The organism is Sphingomonas oligoaromativorans (assembly GCF_011762195.1).
Classification (GTDB): Bacteria; Pseudomonadota; Alphaproteobacteria; order Sphingomonadales; family Sphingomonadaceae; genus Solisphingomonas; species Solisphingomonas oligoaromativorans.
In genome coordinates this window covers 123,652-146,367 of sequence record NZ_JAASQK010000005.1, presented here as the reverse complement: position 1 = coordinate 146,367, position 22,716 = coordinate 123,652, and the positions used below count along the sequence as shown (strand labels likewise).

The following is a 22,716-nucleotide window of genomic DNA, read 5'->3' as shown; positions in this document are numbered from 1 at the left end:
CGGATCAATTCCGGCATGACGATTGAGGCTTACCGGCCCCGACCATGCTGAGCGCCACGGCTTCCGCGATCTTGATGCCGTCGATCGCGGCGGAGAGGATGCCGCCCGCATAGCCCGCGCCCTCGCCGGCGGGGAAGAGACCGGGCAGGTTGAGGCTCTGCATATCCTTGCCGCGCGTGATGCGGATCGGCGAGGAGGTGCGCGTCTCCACCCCGGTCATCATCGCATCGGGGTGGTCGTAGTTCGCGATCTGGCGGCCGAAGACGGGCAGCGCCTCGCGGAAGGCCTCCACCACGAAATCCGGCAGCACGGTGGCGAGATCGGCCGGCGTCACGCCGGGCTTGTAGGAAGGCTGCACCACGCCGAACCCGGTGGACGGCCGCCCGGCAAGGAAATCCTCCACGCGCTGGCCGGGCGCCGCATAGCTGGAGCCGCCCGCCACGAACGCCTTCTCCTCCAGCGCGCGCTGGAGATGGATGCCGGCGAGCGGGTGGCCCGGATAGTCGGTCGCCGGATCGATGCCGACGACGAAGCCCGAATTGGCGTTGAACTCGGCGCGCGAATATTGGCTCATGCCGTTGGTGACGACGCGGCCGACCTCCGACGTCGCCGCCACCACGCGCCCGCCGGGGCACATGCAGAAGCTGTAGACGGTGCGCCCGTTCCTGCAGTGGTGCGAGAGGGCGTAGGCCGCCGCGCCGAGGATCGGATGCCCCGCGCATTCGCCGAAACGCGCCCGGTCGATCCAGCTTTGCGGATGCTCGATGCGCACGCCGATCGAGAAGGGCTTGGCCTCGATATGGACGCCGCGCTCGTGGAGCATCCCGAACGTATCACGCGCGCTGTGGCCGACGGCCAGCACGACATGATCGGCCTCCAGATGCTCCCCGGTGTGAAGGTGCAGGCCGCGCAGGCGGCGCGAGCCGTCGGCGCGCGTCTCGATGTCGATGTCCTCGACGCGCCGCTGCCAGCGATATTCGCCGCCGAGGCTCTGGATCGTCTCGCGCATATTCTCGACCATCGACACCAGCCGGAAGGTGCCGATATGCGGATGCGCCTCGGTGAGAATCTCCTCCGGCGCGCCGGCCTTGACGAACTCCTCCAACACCTTGCGGCCGAGGAAGCGCGGATCCTTGATCTGGCTGTAGAGCTTTCCGTCGGAGAAGGTGCCCGCGCCGCCTTCGCCGAACTGGACGTTGCTCTCGGGGTTCAGCTCGCTGCGGCGCCACAGGCCCCATGTATCCTTGGTCCGCTCGCGCACCACCTTGCCGCGATCGATGATGATCGGGCGGAAGCCCATCTGGGCGAGGATCAGCCCCGCGAACAGGCCGCAGGGGCCGGCGCCGATCACCACCGGGCGCTTCTCCAGCGTCTCCGGCGCGCGGGCGACGAAGCGATAGGCGGTGTCGGGGGTGGGCTTCACATCCTTGTCGCCGGCGAAGCGGGCGAGGATCGCGGCCTCGTCCTTCACCGTCACGTCGATCGAATAGACGAGCAGGATCGCCGATTTGCGCCGCGCGTCGTTGGCGCGGCGGGCGACGGTGAAGTCGATCAGCGCGTCCGGCTCGATCCCCAGCCGCTCCAGGATGGCGGCGCGCAGCGCCTCGGGCGGATGATCGAGGGGGAGCTTGATTTCGGTGAGGCGGAGCATGGCGTGCCTTTAGCCGCAAGGCCCGCTTCGCGCCATCCGCCCGTGCGCCGGGGCTTCCGGCCGGGATCGTTAGCTTTCTGTTAGAGATAAATGGTTACAAAATCCGGGCGCTTGCGAATGGCGCATCGATCAGGAGCCGGAAGCCCTTGCGCCAGAAGGCAAGCCGGCCGTGTTGCGGGGCTGGAGCCGCGTTGTATGAAAAGTCTGACCATCCGCCTCCGAATCCTGATGAGTTTCGGGCTCATCCTCGCCGTGATGATGACGGTCGGCGTCGCCGCCTGGTTGCGGCTCAGCAGCATCGAGCGGGAAGCGGCCCATGTTCAGGGCGATGCCATTCCGGGCCTCGTCGCCAACGAGGCGTTCAAGGACGCGTTGACCAGCGACTATATGCTGAGCGCGCGGAGCGCGGCGGGCGGCGATGTCCGCGCCAGTCATGACGCGCTGCGCGACACGCTCGGCCGCTTCGAGGCGACGGTCAATTCCGCCGACGAGCGCCAGCATTTCGACCAGCTCAAGCTGCGGTTCGATGATTATGTCCGCGCGCGGGATGGTGGAGCGGGCGGGCTCGACGCGGCCTTTACTGGTGTGCTCGCCGAGGCGCGCACCTTCACCGCCAGCGACAGCCGCTTCGGCTATGCCGCCGCCGGGCGGGTGAACCACGATCTCACGGGGCTGGGCGCCTCGCTGATCGTCTGCGTGCTGGCCGTGCTGCTGATCGCGCTGGTGAGCGGGACATTGCTGATGCGCGCCATCATGGCGCCGCTCCAGCGCCTCGCCCCGATCATGGACGCGATGCGCGGCGGCGACTTCACCCAGAGGATGCCGATCGAGCGGCACGACGAGTTCGGCGATCTCGCCGACGGCTTCAACCGCATGGCCGACGACATGATGGAGCTGGTGGGGCAGGTGCAGAAATCGGGCATCCGCGTCAGCACCTCGATGACCGAGATCGCCGCCACCGCCAAGCAGCAGCAGGCGACGGCCACCGAGGTCGCCGCCACCACCACCGAGATCGGCGCCACCAGCCGCGAGATTTCCGCGACCTCCAAGGAGCTGGCGCGGACCATGAACGAGGTGACGTCGGTCGCCGAGCGCGCCGCCGATCTCGCCAGCAGCGGGCAGGCCGAGCTTTCCCACATGGAAGGCACGATGGCGCAGATCATGGACGCCGCCGCCTCGATCAACGCCAAGCTCGCCGTGCTCAACGAGAAGGCGGGCGGCATCAACCAGGTCGTCACCACCATCACCAAGGTGGCCGACCAGACCAACCTCCTCTCGCTCAACGCCGCGATCGAGGCCGAGAAGGCCGGCGAATATGGCCGCGGCTTCGCGGTCGTCTCGTCCGAGATCCGCCGCCTGGCCGACCAGACGGCCGTCGCCACCTACGACATCGAGCAGATGGTGACCGAGATTCAGGCCGCCGTGTCGGCCGGCGTGATGGGGATGGACAAGTTCGCGGAAGAGGTCCGCCGCGGGATGCACGACGTGCATGAGATCGGCGGCAAGCTCTCCGACGTGATCCAGCATGTCCAGACGCTGGCGCCGCGTTTCGAGACGGTGAACGACGGCATGGAGGCGCAGGCCACGGGTGCCGAGCAGATCAGCGAGGCGCTCCAGCAGTTGAGCGAGGCGACCCAGCAGACGGTGGAATCGCTCCGCCAGTCCAGCTCGGCGATCGACGATCTGAGCCAGGTGTCGGGCAATCTGCACGGCAGCATCTCGCGCTTCCGCCTCGCGACGGGCTGAGCGGCCATGCTGTTCGTCCTCTTCCAGATCGGCGACGCCGGCTATGCGCTGGCGGCCTCACGGGTGGTCGAGATGCTGCCGATGATGGAGCTGCGGGCGGTGCGCGGCGCGCCGGAGGGGATGGCGGGCTCGCTGCGTTATCGCGGGGCGTTCATCCCGGCGGTCGATCTCTGCGCGCTGGAGCTGGGCGAGCCGGCGCGTGACCGGATGAGCACCCGCATCATCGTCACGCGCGTGCCGGATCGTGAGGGCGTCGAACGGCCGCTCGGCCTCATCGTCGAGAACGCCACCGACATCCTGCGCTGCGAGCCGGAGGACTTCGCGCCCTTCGCCACGGGGCCGCGCGGGCTGGTCGAGCGGGCCGAGGTGGACGCGCTGGTGCCGGAACATCTGCGCTCCGCCCTGTTCGACGCGATGGCGGTGGCATGACGCTCGTCCGCTTCCAGACTCTGCTCAAGCAGGCGATGGGGCTCGACAGCGAGTCCATCGGCATCTCCGCGATCGAACGGGCGGTGCAGGCACGGCAGCGGGCGTGCGGGATCGCCTCCGACGACGCCTATTATGCGCTCGCCACCGGCTCGCGCGCCGAGCTTCAGCAACTGGTCGAGGCGGTGGCCGTTCCCGAGACCTGGTTCTTCCGCGACAGGCAGGCCTTCGCGGCGATGACGCGCTTCGCGGTCGAGCAATGGCTTCCCGCGCACCCGGAGGGGATGTTGAGGCTGCTCAGCCTGCCCTGCTCGACGGGGGAGGAGCCCTATACGATGGCGATGGCGCTGCTCGACGCGGGCTTCCCCGCCGGGCGTTTCCGCATCGACGCCTTCGACATCAGCGAGAAGGTGCTCGGCCATGCCCGCGAGGGCGTCTATGGCCGCAACTCCTTCCGGGGCGGCGACCTGGGCTTTCGCGATCGCTTCTTCGAGCAGGTGGGCAATATGCATCGCCTGTCCGCGAAGGTGCGCGAGGAGGTCCGTTTCGCGCCGGGCAATCTGATGGACCCGCTGTTCGGGCAGGGCGCGGAATATGACGTGGTCTTCTGCCGCAACCTGTTGATCTATTTCGATGCGGCCGATCAGGCGCGCGCCGTGGCGACGCTCGGGCGGATGCTGGCGGCGGACGGGATGTTCTTCGTCGGTCATTCGGAATCGGGCATCCTCATCGACAAGGGCTTCGAATCCGCCCGCATCCCGCTCGCTTTCGCGTTCCGCAAGGCGGCCGCCAAAACAGCACGCCCGCGCGGACCCATGCCGATTCCCCGCACGGCTCCGGTCGCGGCCCGCCCGAGAGCGGTCGCGACGCGCGTGGCGGCGATGCCCCGCCGGACGGTGGCGGAGCTGCCCGAAATCCAGCGCCTCGCCGATCAGGGGCGCCTCGCCGAGGCGGCGAGTGCGTGCGAGGCCTATCTCGGCTGGCACGGCCCTTCGGCGGACGCGCTCTATCTGCTCGGCGTCATCAGCGATGCGGCGGGCAACCAACCGCGCGCGGCCGATTGCTACCGCAAGGTTCTTTATCTCGACCCGCTGCACCATGAGGCACTGGGTCATCTGGCGCTGCTGCTCGAACGGCGCGGCGACGTGGCCGGGGCGAAGCGGCTGAACGCACGCACGGCCCGCCTGCAACAGGGCGGGGGGCGGTAAATGGACCAGGCGCTCCTTGCCGGACGCGAGGTCCATGATTGCTGGAACAGCATCGGCGTGCGCGGGGACAAGAGCTGCCCCGAACTCGCCCGCCACGCCCATTGCCGCAACTGCCCGGCCTATGCCGCCACCGCCGCGACCCTGCTCGACCGCGACCAGCGCGGGCCGGCGGGCGGCGACTGGAAGCGCGACTTCGCCGCCGAGGCTCCGGCCGGGCAGCGCGAGATGCGCTCCGCCATCCTGGCGCGGATCGGCCAGGAATGGTTCGCGCTGCCGATCCTGCTGCTCGATCAGGTGACCGGGCATCGCCGCATCCACTCGCTGCCGCACCGGCGGAGCCCCGCTTTGCTCGGCATGGTGAACGTGCGCGGGCAGCTCCTCCTCTGCGTGTCGCTGGCGCATGTGCTGGGGATCGCCGACGAGAGCATGAGCGACGAGCGGCGCCGGATGATCGTGATCCGCTGTGCTGGCGGGCGGGTCGTCGTGCCGGTCGACGAGGTGCAGCATCATTGCCGCTTCCACGAGGGCGAGGTGCTGCCCACGCCTGCCACGGTCCGCAAGGCGCAGGCCGCCTATGTGACGGGCCTGCTCAGGGTCGCGCAGGGGACGGCGGCGCTGATTGATGGCGATCGGCTGGCCGAGGCGGTGGAGCAGAGCCTCGCATGACGGACCTCAGCCAGTTCTCGATGCGAGACCTGTTCGGCGTGGAGCTGGACAATCAGGCGCAGGTGCTTGTCGCCGGGCTGCTCGCGCTGGAGCAGAATCCGGCGCAGGCGGATCAGCTCGAAGCCTGTATGCGGGCCGCCCACTCGCTGAAGGGCGCGGCCCGGATCGTCGACATGGCGGCCGCCGTCACGCTGGCCCATGCGATGGAGGAGCTGTTCGTCGCCGCGCAGGCCGGGCGGCTGATCCTCGACCGCGCGCACATCGACAAGCTGTTGCAGGGCGTCGACCTGCTCAAGGCGATCGCGCTGGAGGAGGATGCGGGCGGCATCTGGCAGGTCCGCGCCGAGGCGTTCGTGACGGAGCTGGAAGGCGGTCTCGAACGGGCGCCCGTCGCGCAGCCGGTCCGCGCGCCCGAGCCGCCGCCCGCGCCGGTCCGTATGGCCGAGGCGGCCGATCGCGCGCTGCGCGTGAGCGTCGACAGCCTCAACCAGTTGCTCGATCTCTCCGGCGAGGCGCTGGTCGAATCCCGTCGCCTCAAGCCGTTCGGGCAGGCGCTTCATCAGGTGAAGCGGCTCCAGCACGAAGCCGCCAAGGCCCTCGAAGCGCTGCGCGACGCCTTGCCTCGCGAGGCGATGACCGATGCCGTCGCGATGGCGCTCACCAACGCGCAGAACCGCATGGGCGCCTGCCGCCACGCGCTCGCCGACCGGATCGCGGAGGTGGAGGGTTGGGACCAGCAGTCGGGCGCGCTGGCGCACCGGCTCTACGATCAGGCGCTCAAGGTTCGGATGCGGCCCTTCGCCGATGGCGTGCAGGCGCTGCCGCGCATGGTTCGCGACGTGGCGCACAGCCTCGGCAAGGACGTCCGGCTGGAGATCGCGGGCGAGGCGACGCAGGTCGATCGCGACATCCTCGAACGGCTGGACGCGCCGCTCGGCCATCTGCTGCGCAACGCGGTGGATCATGGCATCGAGGCGCCCGAGGAGCGGCGCCTGCTCGGCAAGCCCGAGGAAGGGCGCATCCGGCTGGAGGCCTATCACAGCGCGGGCACGCTTCAGGTGGTGCTGTCCGACGATGGGCGCGGTGTCGATCCCGAGCGAATCCGGCAGGCGGTGCTGGCGCGTGGCCTCGCGCCGGCCGATGTGGCGGCGAAGCTGGGCGAGGCGGAGCTGTTCGAATTCCTCTTCCTGCCCGGCTTCTCGATGAAGGAGAGCGTCAGCGAGATTTCGGGGCGCGGCGTCGGGCTGGACGCGGTGCAGGACATGATCCGGCAGGTCGGCGGGCGGGTGCGCGTCTCGTCCGAGATCGGCGGGGGAACGCGCTTCCAGTTGCAGTTGCCGCTCACCCTCTCGGTGACGCGCGCGCTGCTCGTCGAGATCGGCGGCGAGCCTTATGCCTTCCCCTTCGCGCGCATCCTGCGGACGCTCAAGGTGGCGCGCTCGGACATCTCGACGCTCGGCGGGCGGGAGTATTTCAGCCTCGACGACAGGCAGATCGGCCTCGTCTCGGCGCATCAGGTGCTGGATTGCGGACCATCCGCGACGGCAACGGAGGAGCTTTCGGTCGTGATGCTGGGCTCGGGCCAGTCGATCTACGGCCTCGTGGTCGATCGCTTCCTCGGCGGGCGCGAGCTGGTGGTGCAGCCGCTCGATCCGCGCCTCGGCAAGGTGAAGGACATCGCCGCCGGCGCGCTGATGGAGGACGGCTCGCCGCTGCTGATCGTCGATGTCGAGGACATGGTCCGCTCGATGGAGAAGCTGGCGGCGGCCGACCGGCTGAAGGGCGTCGAGCGCGACGCCGGCCCCTCGGCCGTCGGGCATCGGCGCCGCATCCTGATCGTCGACGACAGCTTCACGGTGCGCGAGCTTCAGCGCAAGGTGCTGGAGCAGCAGGGCTATGAGGTGGAGGTCGCGGTCGACGGCATGGACGGCTGGAACGTCGTGCGCACCGGCGGTTTCGATCTGGTCATCACCGATATCGACATGCCGCGCATGGACGGAATCGGGCTTGTCGGCCTGATCCGCCAGCACGCCGGGCTCGGTTCGCTGCCGGTGATGATCCTCTCCTACAAGGACCGCGAGGAGGATCGGCGGCGCGGGCTCGACGCCGGGGCCGATTATTATCTCACCAAGGGCAGCTTCCACAGCGACGGGCTGATCCAGGCGGTGAACGATCTCATCGGCGGGGCGGCGGCATGAGGATCGGGATCGTCAACGATATGGTGACGGCGACCGAGGCGCTCCGCCGCATCGTGGCGACGGCGCCGGAGCATCAGGTCGTCTGGACGGCCGTCAACGGCGCGGAGGCCGTGCGGATGTGCGCCGCCGACCTGCCCGATCTGGTGCTGATGGATCTCATCATGCCGGAGATGGACGGCGTGGAGGCCACGCGCCGGATCATGGCGGAAACGCCGTGCCCGATCCTGATCGTCACCTCCAGCGTGGAGGATCAGGCCGCGCGCGTGTTCGCCGCGATGGGGCATGGCGCGCTCGATGCGATCGACACGCCGGCGCTCGGCTCGGCCGATCCGCAATGGGCGGCGCGGCCGCTGCTGGCGAAGATCCGCGCGCTCAACGGGCTTACGGGCGGGGTTCGGCCGGCGGAAGGCCGCCAGACCGCGCCGCGCCGCCGCTCGGGCGCGCCGCTGATTGCGATCGGCGCCTCGGCGGGCGGGCCGGCGGCGCTGGCGATGATCCTCGAGACGCTGCCCCGGGATTTTCCGGCCGCCATCGCCATCGTCCAGCATATCGACGAGCGTTTCGCCGCCGGCATGGCGGGCTGGCTCGCCATGCACAGCGCCGTTCCCGTCCGCATCGCGGCCGAGGGGGCGGTGCCGCAGGCCGGCACGGCGCTGCTGGCGGGCACGAGCGACCATATGGTGGCGAAGGCCGGAGGGCGGCTCGGTTACACGCAGCGGCCCGCGGAGGCCATCTACCGCCCTTCGATCGATGTCTTCTTCGACAGCCTGTGCGCCCATTGGTCCGGCGAGATCGTGGGCGTGCTGCTGACCGGCATGGGGTCCGACGGTGCGCGCGGCCTGAAGGCTTTGCGCGACGCCGGGCATCATACTATCGCGCAGGACCGCGCGACGAGCGCGGTCTACGGAATGCCCAAGGCGGCCGCGGCGCTGTCCGCCGCCGTCGAGATTCTGCCGCTGGACGGGATCGCGCCGGCGCTGGCCGGCCTGTTCACCCAGGGCCATCGAAAAGGAGGAAGCCGATGGACGTGTTGACCGACGCCGAGGCGCGGTCGGTGCTCGGCTCGCTGTCAAAGGAGCAGGCCATCATGGTGCTGCTCGTCGACGATCAGATCGTGGTGGGCGAGGCGATCCGGCGCGCCCTGATCGATCAGCCCGGCATCGAATTCCACTATTGCTCCGATCCGCTCGATGCCTTGTCGGTGGCGAAGAAGGTGCGCCCGACGGTGATCCTTCAGGATCTGGTGATGCCGTCGGTCAACGGGCTCGACCTCGTGCGCGACTATCGCGCCGATCCGGTGACGGCGAACATCCCGGTGATCGTGCTCTCCACCAAGGAGGAGGCGACCGTGAAGCGCGACGCCTTCCGCATCGGCGCCAACGACTATCTGGTGAAGCTGCCCGACGCGATCGAGCTGGTCGCACGCATCCGCTATCACTCGCATGCCTATCAGATGCAGATCCAGCGCGACGAGGCCTATCGCGCGCTCCGCAAGAGCCAGCGGGAATTGCTGGAGACCAACCTCCAGCTCCAGCGGCTCACCAATGTCGACGGGCTGACGGGCCTCAGCAGCCGGCGCTATTTCAACGACTATATGGAGATGCAGTGGCGCACCGCGCTGCGCGGGCAATATCCGATCTCGCTGCTGATGATCGATATCGATCATTTCAAGCAGTATAACGATCATTACGGCCATCTGGCGGGGGACGAAGTGCTCCGTTCGGTCGCCGACGCGCTGCGCCGGAACTGCAAGCGCGCCACCGACGTGGCGGCGCGCTTCGGCGGCGAGGAGTTCGTGATCGCGCTGCCGCTGACCGGTGCCGCCGAGCTGGAGCATCTGGCGAAGGGCTTTCCCGCCATCATCGAGGGGCTCGGCATCCCCCATGCGGCGTCGACCGTCGGCCCGTGCGTGACGATCAGTGTCGGCGGCGCCAGCGCCATCCCCGATCAGGAGAATTATTCGAGCCTGATCGAGGCGGCCGACAAGGCGCTCTATCAGGCCAAGCGCGCGGGCAGGAACCGGGCCGTCGTCAGCGTGTGAGGCATGAGCCGGGGAGGGGAGCCCCGGCCTCGCGCGCGATCAGTGCTGGGCGGGATTGCCTTCGTTGTCGGGCGAGCCGGAGGCATTGTCGCTGCGGCTCGACACGCGGGACGTCATGCCCGTGGCTTCCGCATCCTCGCGCATCTGCTCATCCTCCGAGATATCGGTGGCGGCGGGGAGGACGACCTTGTTCTCCACTTTCGGCCGGGAAGCCGGTTCCGGCGCGGGAGTCGGCGGCGCGGGGGGCTGCGCCGGCGTTTCGGGCAGTTCCATGGTCATGTTCTGCGGCGGCTGTTCCGGGGCCTTGCGGCAACCGGGCAGCAGCAGCGTCACGGCGGCCAGCGCCACCAACGGCAGGGGAAGGGCGGCGCGGGGGGTGATCTTGCTCATGTCCATTCCCTTCATCGGCCGGAGGCCAGCACCGGCGCGCGATCGGCACGCGCCTCGATCCGGCTGGCCAGGATCGAATCCCAGCCATAGGGATCGTCGCGGAAGCTCATCTTGCCGTCCGCGCTGCCGAAGGCCGTCCAGTAGAGCAGATAGACGGCGATCCGCTCGGGGAGGCGGGCGCGCACCGTGTCGCCCTTGGCCAGCGTCGCGTCGATCGCCTCCGGCGTCCAGTCGGTCGAATCCTTGAGCACCAGCTTGGCCAGCGCCAGCGGATGCGCCAGCCGGACGCAGCCATGGCTGGCGAGGCGGCTGTAGCGGTCGAACGTCCCCTGCGTCGGCGTGTCGTGCAGATAGACGCCATAGGGATTGTCGAAATCGAACTTGATCCGGCCGAGCGCGCTCTGCTTGCCGGCGCGCTGCTGGAGGCGCTTGCCGCCGTCGGGCGTCGAGATCACGCGGAAGTCGTGCTTCCTGAAATAGCCCGGATGCGCCCGTTCCTTGGGCCACAGCTCCTTCGTGGCGATCGAGGTGGGGACGTTCCACGGCGGATTGAGCACCACGCTATGCACTTCGGACTGGAGCATCGGCGTCTCGTCGCCCGGCCGCCCGGTGACGGCGCGCATCGACAGCACCGGACTGTCCGCCTCGAACACGGTGAGCACGGCGGCGGCGATGTTCACCTGGATGCGGTGCGTCGGCAGCTCCTGCGGCAGCCAGCGCCAGCGCTCCATATTGGCGACGATCTGGCGGACGCGCTCATGCGCGGACACGTTGAGCGCCGCCGTCGTCCCCGCGTTGAGCGTGCCGGTCGGCTCCAGCCCATAGCGCCGCTGCGCCCGGCGGACGGCCTCCACCATCGCCGTGTCGTAGCGGGCGGGGCCTTGCGTCGAGACCTCCTTGTCCTCGACGGCGAGGCGTTTGCGCAGCGCCTCCACCCGATCGCCGGTCGCGCCCAGCGTCAGCACCGGGCCGGACGCCAGCGTGCCCCAGCCTCCGGCCGCATCGATCTTGCGATAGGCGGCGAGACCGGCCTTCAGCGTCTCATAGCCCGTATAAGGCGGCGGCAGCGCGGCGATCCATTGGGCGAGCTTGTCCTGCTGCACGGCGGCGGTGAAGCCCGGCCACGGATCATAGGCGGCGGGCCGCAGCCCCCAGTCCCTCAGGAAGTCGGACGGATCGAGCCGGCCGCTGTGCAGCGCCTTGGCATAGTCCATCGCCGCCTGAACCAGCGCGTTGTCGTCGTCGGTGCCGGCTGTCGCGGTGTCGGCGTCGGCCGTCTGCCGGGCGATGCCGTTCGCCCTGGCATCGTCCAGCATCGCGCGGAGCTGGCCCTTCTGCGCGTCGGTGAGCTGGGGCACGACGTGCGGCGCCGGTGGCGGGGGAAGCGGCTGGGCGGTCGGCGGCTGCGCGAATGCGGGCGGCAGCAGCGGCGTGGGCGGCGGCACCGGAGCCTGCGCCTGGCCCGGCGTCGCGGGCAGGAGGGCGATGCCGAGGGTCGCGGCGAAGATCCGGCGGTGCATCGTGTCAGACACGGGACAAGCAGACTCCAGCACGGGAGAGAAACTCCCCTCCCATTCCCCACAATGCGGATGGAACGGGCGGACGCAATGCGAAAGATGCATCCTCGTCCGTTCGAGGCGGCGGAACGAGGGCTGTCGAGCCGTTGCTTCGCGCCGACGAACGGGGGCTCCGATCGTGTGGCGTCAGCCCTTGAGCCTGAGCGGCAGGCCGGCGGCGACGAACACGGCCTCCGCGACGATCTCGGCGACCGCCTGGTTGATCCGCCCCGCGACGTCGCGGAAGCGGCGTGCCAGCGCATTCTCCGGCACGATGCCGAGGCCGACCTCGTTGGAGACGAGGATCAGCGGCCCCCGCGCGGCCCGGATCGCCTCGGCGAGATGCTTCGTCTCCGCCTCGATGTCCTGTTCGCCCAGCATCAGATGCGAGGCCCACAGCGTCAGGCAGTCGACGAGCACCACCTGCCCCGGCCGGGCCTCGGCGGCGATCGCCCCGGCCAGCGTGAGGGGGGCCTCGACCGTCCGCCAGCGCGGGCCGCGATCGGCGCGGTGGCGCTCGATCCGCTCGGCCATTTCGGTGTCGAAGGCCTGCCCCGTGGCGATGTAGACCAGCGCGCCTTCTTCCGCCTCCGCGCGCGCCTGTGCAAAGCGGCTCTTGCCCGAACGCGCGCCGCCCAGCACCAGAAGCGTCGAAGTCGTCATGCCCGATCCTCGTCATCGGGCTTGCGGCCCGGCCTGCTTTGGCGATTAGAGCAGGCCGGGGGCGACGGAAAGGGAGCGGGCTTGGACGGTTGGCGACTTCATGGGGGGCGGCTGGCGGCGGCGCGGGCGGCGTGGCCCGATGCGCCGGAGCCGTGGCTCGATCTTTCGACGGGCATCAATCCCACGCCCTGGCCGGTCGATCGCGCCGGGTCGATCGACTGGACGCGCCTGCCCGACGAGGAGGCGCTTGCCGGGCTGGAGGCCGCGGCGGCGCGTCGCTTCGGCGTGGCGGCGGAGCGGGTCTGCGCGCTGCCGGGGAGCGAGATCGGGTTGCGCCTGCTGGGGGTGTTCGGCCTGCCGGAGCCGGTGCGGCACCAGTCGCCGGGCTATCGCACCCACGCCGAGGCGTTCGGGACAAGCACGCCTGTTGATGCCGCCGACCTTGTGGCGGAAGCCGGGCGGGGCGGGACGATCCTGCTCGCCAACCCTTCCAACCCGGATGGCCGCCTCCATTCGCCGCTGGCGCTCGCGGCGCTGTCGGACCGGCTCGCGGCGGCGGGCGGGCGGCTGATCGTCGACGAGGCCTTCGCCGATGCCATGCCCGGCACGAGCCTGCTGCCGCTGATCGAGGCGGGCGGCGCGCGGGAGGCGATCGTGCTGCGCTCCTTCGGCAAGATATATGGGCTGGCGGGCGTGCGGCTCGGCTTCATGGTGGCGGCGCCCGAATGGCTGGCGGCGATGCGGCGGAGATTGGGAAGCTGGCCGGTGTCGGCGGCGGCGATCACGATCGGAACGGCGGCCTATCGCGACGACGCATGGCTGGCCGGGATAAGCGAGCGGCTGCCGTCCGAGCGGGACAGGCTCGACGCCGTGCTGCGCCGGCACGGACTGGAGCCCGAGGGGGCTTGCCCGCTGTTCCGCCTGGTGCGGACGCCGGATGCGGGCGCGCTGTTCGAGCGGCTGGCGCGGCGGGGCATCCTGACGCGGCCGTTCGATTATGCGCCCGACTGGCTCCGCATCGGCCTGCCGGGCGGAGAGGCGGCGTTGGCGCGGCTCGACGAGGCGCTGGCGCATGGCTGAGCCTCTCGCCATCGCGGCGCTGGCGATCGAGGCGGTGGTCGGCTGGCCCGACGCGCTCTACCGGCGGATCGGCCATCCGGTCGGCTTCTTCGCGCGGCTGATCGACACCGCCGAGCGGCACGGGAACAGGCCCGGCTGGCCGGATGCGATACGGCGCGTCGCCGGGATCGTGCTGGTCCTGCTGTTGCTCGGGCTGGTCGGCGGGGGGGCGTGGCTGGTTGAGCGCGAGGTCAGGGCCTTGTGCGGCGTCTGGGCTTGGCCGGTGCTGGCGCTGCTCGCGGTGCCGGGGCTCGCCCAGCGAAGCCTCAGCGATCATGTCGCCCCCGTCGCCCGCGCGCTGGAGAAGGGCGATGTGACGGGCGCTCGCGTCGCCGTCTCGCGGATCGTCGGGCGCGACACGGCGAGCCTTGGCCCGGCCGGCATCGCCCGCGCCGCGATCGAGAGCCTCGCCGAAAGCTTTTGCGACGGCGTGGCGGCGCCGCTCTTCTGGCTGCTGATCGGGGGCTTGCCGGGGATCTGGGCCTATAAGGCGCTCAACACCGCCGACAGCCTGATCGGTCATCGCGAACCACGCTGGCGCGCCTTCGGCTGGGCGGCGGCGCGGGCGGACGATGCCGCCAATTGGGTGCCGGCGCGGCTTGCGGGGCTGCTGATCTGCCTCGGTGCGGCGCGGGGCTTCATGACGATGTGGAGGGACTGCCGCCGCCATGCCTCGCCCAATGCAGGCTGGCCCGAGGCGGCGATGGCGGGCGCGCTCGGCATCCGGCTGGCGGGGCCGGTCGCCTATGACGGCGTGACGCACGTCAAGCCGTGGATCGGCGATGGGCGGAGCGAGGCGACGGCGGCCGATATCGTCCAGGCGCTCGGTTTCTATCGCCGCGCCTGCCTGTTGTTGTGGCTGATCGCGGGAGGCGTGGCATGGGCGCTCTGATGGTGCAGGGCACCGGATCGGATGTCGGCAAGTCCGTGCTGGTGGCGGGGCTGTGCCGGGCGTTCGCCAACCGGGGGCTCCGCGTCCGCCCGTTCAAGCCGCAGAACATGTCGAACAACGCCGCCGTCGCCGCCGATGGCGGCGAGATCGGCCGCGCGCAGGCGACGCAGGCCATCGCCTGCCGGGTCGAGCCGACCACGGACATGAATCCGGTGCTGCTGAAACCGCAGGCCGATCGGACATCGCAGCTCATCGTCCATGGCACGGTGAGGGGCACGCTCGGCTCCGGCAATTTCCGCGCGGCGCGGGGGGCGCTGCTGGGCGATGTGCTGGAGAGCTATCGCAGACTGCGGACGCAATGCGATGTGGTGGTGGTGGAGGGCGCCGGCTCGCCCGCGGAGGTCAACCTCCGCGGCGGCGACATCGCCAACATGGGCTTCGCGCGGGCGGCGGGCGTGCCGGTGCTGCTGGTCGGCGATATCGATCGGGGCGGCGTGATCGCGGCGATCGCGGGGACGCGCGCGGTGATCGATCCGGCCGACGCGGCGATGATCCGGGGCTTCCTCATCAACAAGTTCCGTGGCGATCCGGCGCTGTTCGAGGATGGCTATCGCGATATCGAGCAATTGTCCGGCTGGCGGGGCTTCGGCGTGGTGCCGTGGCTGAGCGAGGCCGTCCGCCTGCCGAGCGAGGATGCGGTGGTGCTGGAGCGGGGCACCCGGCGGAAGGCCGGCAAGCTCGTGGTCGCCTGCCCGATCCTGCCGCGCATCTCCAATTTCGACGATCTCGACCCGCTGCGGCTGGAGCCGGATGTCGAGCTGGTGATGGTGCCGCCGGGACGGCCCATCCCGGCCGAGGCCGCGCTGGTCGTATTGGCGGGCTCCAAGGCGACCATCGCCGATCTGGCCGCGCTCCGCGCGGAGGGCTGGGATATCGATATCCTTGCGCATCATCGGCGTGGCGGGGCGGTGCTCGGGCTGTGTGGGGGGTATCAGATGCTCGGCCGCCGGATCGCCGATCCGCTCGGGATCGAGGGGCCGATGGGGGACGTCGAGGGGCTCGGGCTGCTCGATGTCGAGACGGTGCTGGCCGGCGACAAGGCGCTCCGGCGGGTGGCGGGCGAGGCGCTGGGCGCGCGCTTCACCGGCTATGAGATGCATATGGGCGAGACGACGGGCGCGGCCCGGCCGCTGGCGCGCTTCGACGACGGGCGTTCGGATGGCGCCGTCAGCTCGGATGGGCTGGTGGCGGGGAGCTATGTCCATGGCCTGCTGGCCGATCCGGCACAGCGCGCGGCGTGGCTTCGGCGGATCGGCGGAGAGGGGAGCGGAGCGGACTATCGCGCCTCGGTGGACGCCGCGCTCGACGTGATCGCCGCGACGCTGGAAGCGCATTGCGACATCGATGCGATGCTCAGCCTCTCAGAGGAGGCAGGCGAGCAGCAGCCCGGTCTCGACGAGTTCGATTCCGGCGCCATGCCCGTCACCTGAGATGCCGCCGATCTTCCGCCGCAGCCACAGCGCCCAGAGCGGGACCAGCACGGCCGTCGCGAGCAGGCCCGGCACGGCCCATGCGGCGGCGAGCAGCAGGGCGGTCCAGACGATCAGATGCGGCGCCCCGACCGCTCCGGCGAACCTCGAGCCGAGGCCGGCGTGGAGAGGAGGCAGCCAGCGTGCCCAGAAGAGTGGCCCGATCCGCGCGGCGAAGGGGATGAGGATCAGCGCCGGCCAATGGCCGCCCGACGCATGGAGCAGCACCAGCTTGGCGAGGAGCTGAAGCCCGATCGCCACCACGCCGAAGCTGCCGACATGCGGATCGGCCATCACCGCGAGCAGCCGGTCGCGATCGCCATGCGCGGCGCCGCATCCGTCGGCGAGGTCGGAGAGGCCGTCGAGATGGAGCGCGCCCGTCACCATCACCCACGCCGCCAGCGCTGCCATCGCCCCCACCCATGGATCGATCCGTGCGCCGAGCCAGCCCGAACCCGCCACGATCGCGCCCACCAGCAGACCGACCGCCGGGAACCAGCGGATCGAGGCGGCGAAGTCCGCCGCATCGCTCGCCATGCGCGGCGTCGGCAGGCGGGTGAGGAACTGGACCGCGACGATCAGCCGCTTCACGGGCGCAGCGCCACGATCTGCGCGGAGGGCGGATCGCCCGGCCAGACCCGGAGCGTCAGCAGTGCCGCATAGGGCAGGTCGATCGCCCAGAGCGCGCGCTGGTCCATCCCGCACAGCACCGCCATCGCCGCCCGCATCGCGCCGGCGTGGGTGACGATCAGCACCGGCCCGTCCGGGAGCGCGGCCAGCGCCTCGCTCACCCGCGCGACGAGGGTGGACCAGCGTTCGCCGCCGGGCGGCGGATTGGCGTCGGGATCGCGCCAGAAGCGACCGAGCGCGTCGGCATCGACGGCGGTGGCCGGAAGCCCGTCCCACGCCCCGAAGTCCAGCTCCCGCCAGCGCGGATCGATCGTCGCCGGCCGACCCAGCGCGCTCGCCGCCGCCTCGGCCGAGGCGCGGGCGCGGAGCAGATCGGAGGAGACGATCGCGTTCACCTCCAGCCCTTCCACCTGATCGGCGCAGGAGGTGATCCCCTCCGCCGTCGCGGCGGCGTCGGTGCGGCCGAGCAGGCGCCCGGCACCCTCCGGCGCGCCATGGCGCATCAGGTGGAGCAGGCGCGGCGTCATGCGCCGTTCGAGACGCCGGCCTCGGCGAAGGTCGCCATGCCGTTGTGCGCGGCGAGCGCGGCGCGGATCAGGGCCACCGCCACCGCGGCACCGCTGCCTTCGCCCAGCCGCATGTCGAGCTTGAGCAGCGGCTCCAGCCCGAGCTTGTCGAGAAGCTTCGCATGGCCGGGCTCGGCCGACTGGTGTCCGGCGATGCAATGCACCGTGATCGCCGGGTGATGCCGTGCGAGCGGGGCGACGGCCGAGCAACTGATGAACCCGTCCAGCACCACGGGGATGCGCCTCTGCCGCGCCGCGACCACCGCGCCGGCGATGGCCGCGATCTCGCGCCCGCCAAGCCGGCGGAGAATCTCGAAGGCGCTGGTCGCGGCTTCCCGATGGGTGGCGATGCCGGCGGTCACCACCGCTGCCTTGCGGGCGAGGCCGTGGCGATCGACGCCCGTGCCGGGGCCGACCCACGCGTCCGCCTCGCCGCCGAAGCTGCACGCGGCGAGAGCGGCGGCGGCGGTGCTGTTGCCGATGCCCATCTCGCCGACGACGATCAGGTCCAGCCCGTCCTCGACGGCGGCCGCGCCGGCCGAGAGCGCCTCGAGGCATTCCTGCGCGGTCATCGCCGGCTGCTCGGTGAAGTCGGCGGTCGGGCGGTCGAGGTCGAGCGGGACGACGCGCAGCTCCAGCCCCGCCGCGCGGGCGAGCGCGTTGATGGCGGCGCCGCCGGCCTCGAAATTGGCGACCATCTGGCGGGTCACGTCCGCCGGATAGGCGCTGACGCCGAGCGAGGCGATGCCGTGATTGCCCGCGAAAACCAGCACCCGGCCGCGATCGATCTGCGGCCGCGCATGGCCCTGCCAGCCCGCGAGGAAGCAGGCGATGTCCTCCAGCCTGCCGAGCGAGCCCGGCGGCTTGGTCAGCTCCGCCTGCCGCGCGCGGGCTTCGGCCAGCGCGGCGGAGTCATGTTCGGGCAGATCGGCGAGCGCCTGCTCGAAGGCGGGGATGGACGCGAAGCCGTTCACTGGACGACAAACCCTTCCGGTGGAACGCGGACGATGAAATGGCCTTTCACGCCTTCGGGCCATTGACGATAGGGCACGCTGCCTTCCTCGCTCTCGGCATGGGCCAGCGCATAGTCGAGGATCGACCGTGCGGCCTCCACGTCGGGACGGAAGCGGCCCAGCACATAGCCCATTTTGCCCGGCGCGCGCAGATGCACGGTGCAATGCTGGGCGCAGGCGAAGAGGCAGGCCATCTCCTCGATGGCGATCGAGGCATAGCGCGGGTCGGCGGCCCGCACCTCGCGCAGCGCCTCGGCGAGCCGCGCGCCGCCGCGCCGGCCTGTCTCGTCGGTCTGCGCCTCGGCCGAGTGGCGGCAGGTGGAGCAGGCGACGACACTGGGGCCGGCCGGCGCCGGGCGGAGCAGCGTCACAGCCGCGCCCGCACGCCGGCATAGACGCTGCGGCCGAGCGAGCCGAACTGGAAGGCCGTCTCATAATGCTTGTCGAGCAGGTTCTCGGCGCGGGCGAACAGCGTGAAGCGGCCCGCGACGGGCACCTCGGCGCGCAAATCCACCAGCGTGTAGCCGGCGAGGCGGGTGAGGTTGGCCGCGTCGTCGAAGCTGTGCCCGGCCCAGCGCACCGCCACCGCCGTGCTGATGTCCAGCGGCCAGCGATAGCTGATCGATCCGTTCGCCTCCTCGCGCGGGCGGCGGGGGAGCCAGTTGCCGTGCGTCGCGCCGGACGAGCGGTCCTCCGCCATCGTCCAGCTATAATTGCCGTCGAGGGTGAGGCGGTCGGTGGGCTTGATCGAGCCCGTCAGCTCCACGCCATGCGCCACCGCGCGGGCGAGGTTGAGATAATAGCCGAAGCGCGGCGCGCCCGTGCCCGTGCCCGGCGTCAGGCAGAGCGGATCGGTCGAGACGAAATCGCAGGAGTTGAAGATGATCTGCTGGCGGGTGCGGCGCTCGAAATAGCTGGCGCCGACGGCGATGCGATCCGCCCAGAGATGCTGCTCGACGCCCGCTTCCCAGCCGGTCGACCTGGCGGGCTTGAGGGTCGTGTTCCCATATTGCGAATAGAGCTGGTAGAGCGACGGCGCCTTGAAGCCCTCGCCATAGCTCGCGCGCAGGACGGTGCCGGTCCTGAGCTTCCACGCCGCGCCGCCGGAGAAGAGGAAGCGGCTGCCATAGCTGGTATAATGATCGTGGCGCACGCCGCCGGTGAGCGTCAGGCCCTGCACCAGCTCGCCATTCACCTGCACATATTCGTCGGTGAGCGAGGCCGAGCCCTGATCCGGGTCGATCTGGAACTGCGGGGAGATCGAGCGGAAGCGCGAATGCTCATGCTCGACGCCGAACACCGCGTTCCATCCCTCAACGATGGCGAGCGTGCCCTGATAGTCGATGCGCTGCGTGCTGCCGGTCGCGTGGAAAGTGGTCTGCGCGCCCGCCGGCTGCGACGGATCATAGTTGTTCCGATGCGTATCGGTGTAGCTGTAGCCGATCCGGTTGCGCAGGCGGCCGCCGAACAGATCCGCGTTCAGCCCCACATAGCCGAGGAGCTGGCGGTTCGTTTCATATTCGGCGGTGTCGACGGGCGCGAAGGTGACGGGATCGAAGCCGTCGAGGTCGGTGCGGCCGCGTGCGTAATAGCCGCGCAGGTCGGCGCTGATGTCGTCGGTGAGCGCGATCTCGACGCGGCCCGTCGCGGTGCGGTTGGTGTAGCCGTCGCGCTCCTTGCCGCCGAAGCGCGTGTCGAGCGCGGAGATGCCGTCGGTGGTGAAGGCCTCGCCGGCCAGACGCCACGTCACCCGGCCATCCTTGCCGCCGATGCCGGCACGAGCGTCGACGGTGTCGCGCGATCCGCCCTCGATGTCGAAGCTGCCTTCCAGCGGCTTGGCGGGGAGGGCGGTGACGATGTTGACCACGCCGCCGATCGCCTGGCTGCCCCAGAGCGTCGACTGCGGCCCGCGCAGGATCTCGACGCGCTGGGCGTCGCCCGTCAGCAGGTTGCCGAGGTTGAAGGCCCCGTCGGGCGAGGCAGGGTCGGTGAGCTTCACGCCGTCGAGCACGATGACGGTCTGGTCGCCCTCCGCACCGCGCAGGTGGAGCGTCGTGTCGGTGCCATAGCCGCCGTTGCGCACGATGCTGATGCCGGGCGTGCGCAGCAGCAGCTCGGAGATGCCGATATCCTGCGTGGCGTCGATCGCCGCCTTGTCGAGCACGGTGACGGAGGACGCGACCTGATCGATCGGCGTCGGCGTGCGCGTGGCGGTGACGGTGATCGCCGATGCGCCGGGATCGGCGGCGGCATCCGGCGTCGGCGCGACCTGCGCGAGCGCGCCTGTGGACAGCGTGGTGAGAACGAGAAGAACGGCTTTGGCCATGGTGAACCCCTTTGGACAACGGACCCGGCTCGCCTCGGCGGCGATACGGGCTGCATTGTCGTCACGCGGGTTTTCACCCCGTTCGTTCGGCGCACCCTGGCCGGACGAAGGACGACCGCGACGGGCAGGTCTCCTGGCTCGCGGGTCATTGCCTTGTTCGCGTCGCCTTCTCGGAGCCGGGGCTCCAATGGCGTGTGACGCGATAGCTCGCCGCTTACAGTTGCAGGGGCAGCCGGGGCCTTGAACCCCGTTCCCTTTTGATCCCCGTCTCCGGGGAACCTGTCGCAGCGCCGCGATAGGCGCGGGGCAGGGCGGGCGTCAACTGCGGCCGAGCGGGACCAGCAGCGGCGTGCCCCCGGCCGTTCCGCGCCAGGCGGTGATGCCGTAGACCTCCGCCAGCGCGGCGTCGGTCAGCACGGTGTCGGGCGATCCGTCCGCCATCAGCCGGCCTTGGGAGAGCAGTAGCAGCCGGTCGCAGAAGCGCGCCGCCATGGTGAGATCGTGCAGCACGACCACCACCAGCGTCCCCGCCCGAGCGCGTTCGGCGAGCAGCTCCATCATCTCCATCTGATGGCTCGGGTCGAGCGAGGCGAGCGGCTCGTCGGCGATGAGGGCTTGCGCCTCCACCGCCAGCGCGCGGGCCAGCATCACGCGAGCGCGCTCGCCGCCGGAAAGCTCGGTCGCGTCGCGGGTGCGCAGGTCGAGCGTGCCGGTTGCGGCCATTGCCGCCTCGATCGCGGCGGTGTCGGCGGCGGAGAGGCGCGAGAAGGGCGCGAGATGCGGCATCCGCCCCAACGCCACCAGCCGCTCGACCGAAAGCGGCCAGTGCAGGGTCTGCCCCTGCGGCAGATAAGCGATGGTCCGTGCCCGGTCGGCGGGGCGGAGCGTCCCCACCTCTGCTCCATCGAGCAGCACGCGGCCGGAGAGCGGCTTCAGCAACCCGAGCATCGCGCGGGCCAGCGTCGATTTGCCGGCGCCGTTGGGACCGATCACGCCGATCAGCCCGCCACCGGTCATTTCGGTGTCGATGCCGGCCAGCACCCGGCGATCGCCGAGCGCGACGTCCAGCGCCTCGATGCGGATCGTCACCACAGGCGGCGCTCCCGTACCAGGTGGAACACGAACACCGGCACGCCGAGGAAGGCGGTGACGACGCCGAGCTTCAGGGGCGCGTTGGTCGGGATCAGCCGCACCGCGACATCGGCTGCGGTGAGCAGCGCTGCGCCTGCGATAGTGGAGGGGATCAGCACCGACGACGGCCGGCGATCGGTGAAGGGGCGCACCAGATGCGGCACGATCAGCCCGACGAAGCCGATCGCCCCGGACACCGCCACCGCCCCGCCGACGCCCACCGCGAGCCCGATCAGCATCCGCACCCGCACCCGGCGGAGATCGATGCCGAGCGTGCGCGCGCTGTCCTCGCCCAGCGTCAGCGCGTCGAGCGCGCGGCCGTCCCACAGCAGCAGCGCGAGGCCGACGGCGATGCAGGGCGCCGCCAGCCAGACATGCTGCGGCGTGCGATCCTCCAGAGAACCGAGCAGCCAGCTCATGATCTCCATGGCGGCGAAGGGGTTGGGCGAGAGATTGAGCGCGAGGCTGATCCCGGCACCGGCCAGCGTCGCCACCGCGATGCCGGCGAGGATCAGGCCGAGCGGGCTCTCGCTCCGCCCCGCGAGGCCGAACAGCGGCGCCAGCGCCGCCAGCGCGGCGAGGATGGCGAGCAGCGGCAACGCCATGGGATGCGCCTGCGCGAGGCCGAAATAGAGCGCCACCACCGCTCCCAACGCCGCCGCGTTGGAGGCGCCCAGCACCGAGGGCTCGGCCAGCGGATTGCGCAGATAGCCTTGCAGCGAGGCCCCGCCCGCGCCCAGCATCGCCCCCACCAGCAATCCCAGCGCGACGCGCGGCAGGCGCAGCTCGAACAGGATGGCGCGGACGATCGGATCGCCATGCCCGGAGAGCGCCGCGAGGCTGTCCGCCACCGGAATGCCCGCCGGGCCGATGAACAGCGAGGCCAGCGCGGCCAGAATCGCCGCAAGGCTTGGCAGGCCGATCAGCAGGACAGGTGGGGTGCCCCGCGCGGGCGGCATGTGCAG

General features: G+C 70.7%; 21 protein-coding genes and 1 riboswitch. Of the genes, 10 read left to right on the top strand and 11 right to left on the bottom strand.

What is annotated here, in order from left to right; genetic code table 11:
• Positions 1-4: 4 nt before the first annotated feature.
• Positions 5-1,651: an NAD(P)/FAD-dependent oxidoreductase gene (locus tag FHS98_RS11510; protein WP_167104708.1), complete on the bottom strand. Its 1,647-nt coding sequence runs from the start codon at positions 1,649-1,651 to the stop codon at positions 5-7.
• Positions 1,652-1,846: 195 nt separating this feature from the next.
• On the opposite strand from FHS98_RS11510, the gene FHS98_RS11505 reads away from it, so the two are divergent.
• Genes FHS98_RS11505 through FHS98_RS11475 form a run of 7 tightly spaced genes read left to right on the top strand, consistent with a single transcriptional unit; the run spans position 1,847 to position 9,936 of the window.
• Positions 1,847-3,397, top strand: a complete 1,551-nt coding sequence (locus FHS98_RS11505) for a methyl-accepting chemotaxis protein (RefSeq protein WP_167104705.1) — start codon at positions 1,847-1,849, stop codon at positions 3,395-3,397.
• Positions 3,398-3,403: 6 nt separating this feature from the next.
• A complete protein-coding gene (locus FHS98_RS11500; RefSeq protein ID WP_167104702.1) occupies positions 3,404-3,826 on the top strand; it encodes a chemotaxis protein CheW in 423 nt (140 codons plus the stop codon).
• Positions 3,823-5,031, top strand: a complete 1,209-nt coding sequence (locus FHS98_RS11495; RefSeq protein WP_167104699.1) for a CheR family methyltransferase — start codon at positions 3,823-3,825, stop codon at positions 5,029-5,031. The genes FHS98_RS11500 and FHS98_RS11495 overlap by 4 nt, the downstream gene beginning before the upstream one ends.
• Positions 5,032-5,697 carry a chemotaxis protein CheW gene (locus FHS98_RS11490; RefSeq protein ID WP_167104696.1) on the top strand — a complete coding sequence of 222 codons (666 nt, stop codon included), beginning with the start codon at positions 5,032-5,034 and terminating at the stop codon, positions 5,695-5,697.
• Positions 5,694-7,895: a hybrid sensor histidine kinase/response regulator gene (locus FHS98_RS11485; RefSeq protein ID WP_167104693.1), complete on the top strand. Its 2,202-nt coding sequence runs from the start codon at positions 5,694-5,696 to the stop codon at positions 7,893-7,895. The genes FHS98_RS11490 and FHS98_RS11485 overlap by 4 nt, the downstream gene beginning before the upstream one ends.
• A complete protein-coding gene (gene cheB / locus FHS98_RS11480; protein WP_167104691.1) occupies positions 7,892-8,929 on the top strand; it encodes a chemotaxis response regulator protein-glutamate methylesterase in 1,038 nt (345 codons plus the stop codon). The genes FHS98_RS11485 and cheB overlap by 4 nt, the downstream gene beginning before the upstream one ends.
• The gene (locus FHS98_RS11475; protein ID WP_208402216.1) at positions 8,917-9,936 is read left to right on the top strand and encodes a diguanylate cyclase domain-containing protein; all 1,020 of its coding nucleotides are present in this window, start codon (positions 8,917-8,919) and stop codon (positions 9,934-9,936) included. Before cheB ends, FHS98_RS11475 begins: the two co-directional genes overlap by 13 nt.
• A 39-nt stretch (positions 9,937-9,975) precedes the next feature.
• Here the strand turns inward: FHS98_RS11475 and FHS98_RS11470 are convergent, their stop codons facing one another.
• The 3 genes from FHS98_RS11470 to cobU all read right to left on the bottom strand — a co-directional run bounded on the left by FHS98_RS11470 (position 9,976) and on the right by cobU (position 12,545).
• Positions 9,976-10,326: a hypothetical protein gene (locus tag FHS98_RS11470; protein WP_167104688.1), complete on the bottom strand. Its 351-nt coding sequence runs from the start codon at positions 10,324-10,326 to the stop codon at positions 9,976-9,978.
• Positions 10,327-10,337: 11 nt separating this feature from the next.
• Positions 10,338-11,858 (bottom strand): L,D-transpeptidase family protein, encoded by a 1,521-nt coding sequence (locus FHS98_RS11465; protein ID WP_481883003.1) that lies wholly within the window; start codon positions 11,856-11,858, stop codon positions 10,338-10,340.
• A 171-nt stretch (positions 11,859-12,029) separates the two neighbouring features.
• A complete protein-coding gene (gene cobU, locus FHS98_RS11460; RefSeq protein WP_167104685.1) occupies positions 12,030-12,545 on the bottom strand; it encodes a bifunctional adenosylcobinamide kinase/adenosylcobinamide-phosphate guanylyltransferase in 516 nt (171 codons plus the stop codon).
• A gap of 81 nt (positions 12,546-12,626) precedes the next feature.
• Here cobU and cobD point away from each other — a divergent pair, with 81 nt between their 5' ends.
• The 3 genes from cobD to FHS98_RS11445 are packed head-to-tail and all read left to right on the top strand — an operon-like array spanning position 12,627 to position 16,046.
• The gene (gene cobD, locus FHS98_RS11455; RefSeq protein WP_167104682.1) at positions 12,627-13,625 is read left to right on the top strand and encodes a threonine-phosphate decarboxylase CobD; all 999 of its coding nucleotides are present in this window, start codon (positions 12,627-12,629) and stop codon (positions 13,623-13,625) included.
• Positions 13,618-14,556 carry an adenosylcobinamide-phosphate synthase CbiB gene (cbiB, locus tag FHS98_RS11450; RefSeq protein ID WP_167104679.1) on the top strand — a complete coding sequence of 313 codons (939 nt, stop codon included), beginning with the start codon at positions 13,618-13,620 and terminating at the stop codon, positions 14,554-14,556. Before cobD ends, cbiB begins: the two co-directional genes overlap by 8 nt.
• Positions 14,544-16,046 (top strand): cobyric acid synthase, encoded by a 1,503-nt coding sequence (locus FHS98_RS11445; protein WP_167104676.1) that lies wholly within the window; start codon positions 14,544-14,546, stop codon positions 16,044-16,046. Before cbiB ends, FHS98_RS11445 begins: the two co-directional genes overlap by 13 nt.
• Here the strand turns inward: FHS98_RS11445 and cobS are convergent.
• The 7 genes from cobS to FHS98_RS11410 all read right to left on the bottom strand — a co-directional run bounded on the left by cobS (position 15,978) and on the right by FHS98_RS11410 (position 22,710).
• Positions 15,978-16,676, bottom strand: coding sequence for an adenosylcobinamide-GDP ribazoletransferase (gene cobS, locus FHS98_RS11440; protein ID WP_167104672.1), 699 nt, complete (start codon positions 16,674-16,676; stop codon positions 15,978-15,980). The genes FHS98_RS11445 and cobS overlap by 69 nt on opposite strands.
• Entirely contained in the window at positions 16,673-17,242 is a 570-nt protein-coding gene (locus tag FHS98_RS11435) for a histidine phosphatase family protein (protein ID WP_167104668.1), read from the bottom strand. The genes cobS and FHS98_RS11435 overlap by 4 nt, the downstream gene beginning before the upstream one ends.
• On the bottom strand, positions 17,239-18,255 hold the full coding sequence (cobT, locus tag FHS98_RS11430; RefSeq protein ID WP_341786055.1) for a nicotinate-nucleotide--dimethylbenzimidazole phosphoribosyltransferase: 1,017 nt from the start codon (positions 18,253-18,255) through the stop codon (positions 17,239-17,241). The genes FHS98_RS11435 and cobT overlap by 4 nt, the downstream gene beginning before the upstream one ends.
• Positions 18,252-18,659 (bottom strand): DUF1636 domain-containing protein, encoded by a 408-nt coding sequence (locus tag FHS98_RS11425; protein WP_167105392.1) that lies wholly within the window; start codon positions 18,657-18,659, stop codon positions 18,252-18,254. Before FHS98_RS11425 ends, cobT begins: the two co-directional genes overlap by 4 nt.
• A 2-nt stretch (positions 18,660-18,661) precedes the next feature.
• Positions 18,662-20,620, bottom strand: coding sequence for a TonB-dependent receptor plug domain-containing protein (locus FHS98_RS11420; protein ID WP_167104663.1), 1,959 nt, complete (start codon positions 20,618-20,620; stop codon positions 18,662-18,664).
• A gap of 106 nt (positions 20,621-20,726) precedes the next feature.
• Positions 20,727-20,918: riboswitch (cobalamin riboswitch) on the bottom strand.
• 20 nt (positions 20,919-20,938) lie between these two features.
• A complete protein-coding gene (locus FHS98_RS11415; RefSeq protein WP_167104660.1) occupies positions 20,939-21,712 on the bottom strand; it encodes an ATP-binding cassette domain-containing protein in 774 nt (257 codons plus the stop codon).
• Entirely contained in the window at positions 21,706-22,710 is a 1,005-nt protein-coding gene (locus FHS98_RS11410) for a FecCD family ABC transporter permease (protein ID WP_167105389.1), read from the bottom strand. Before FHS98_RS11410 ends, FHS98_RS11415 begins: the two co-directional genes overlap by 7 nt.
• Positions 22,711-22,716 lie beyond the last annotated feature (6 nt).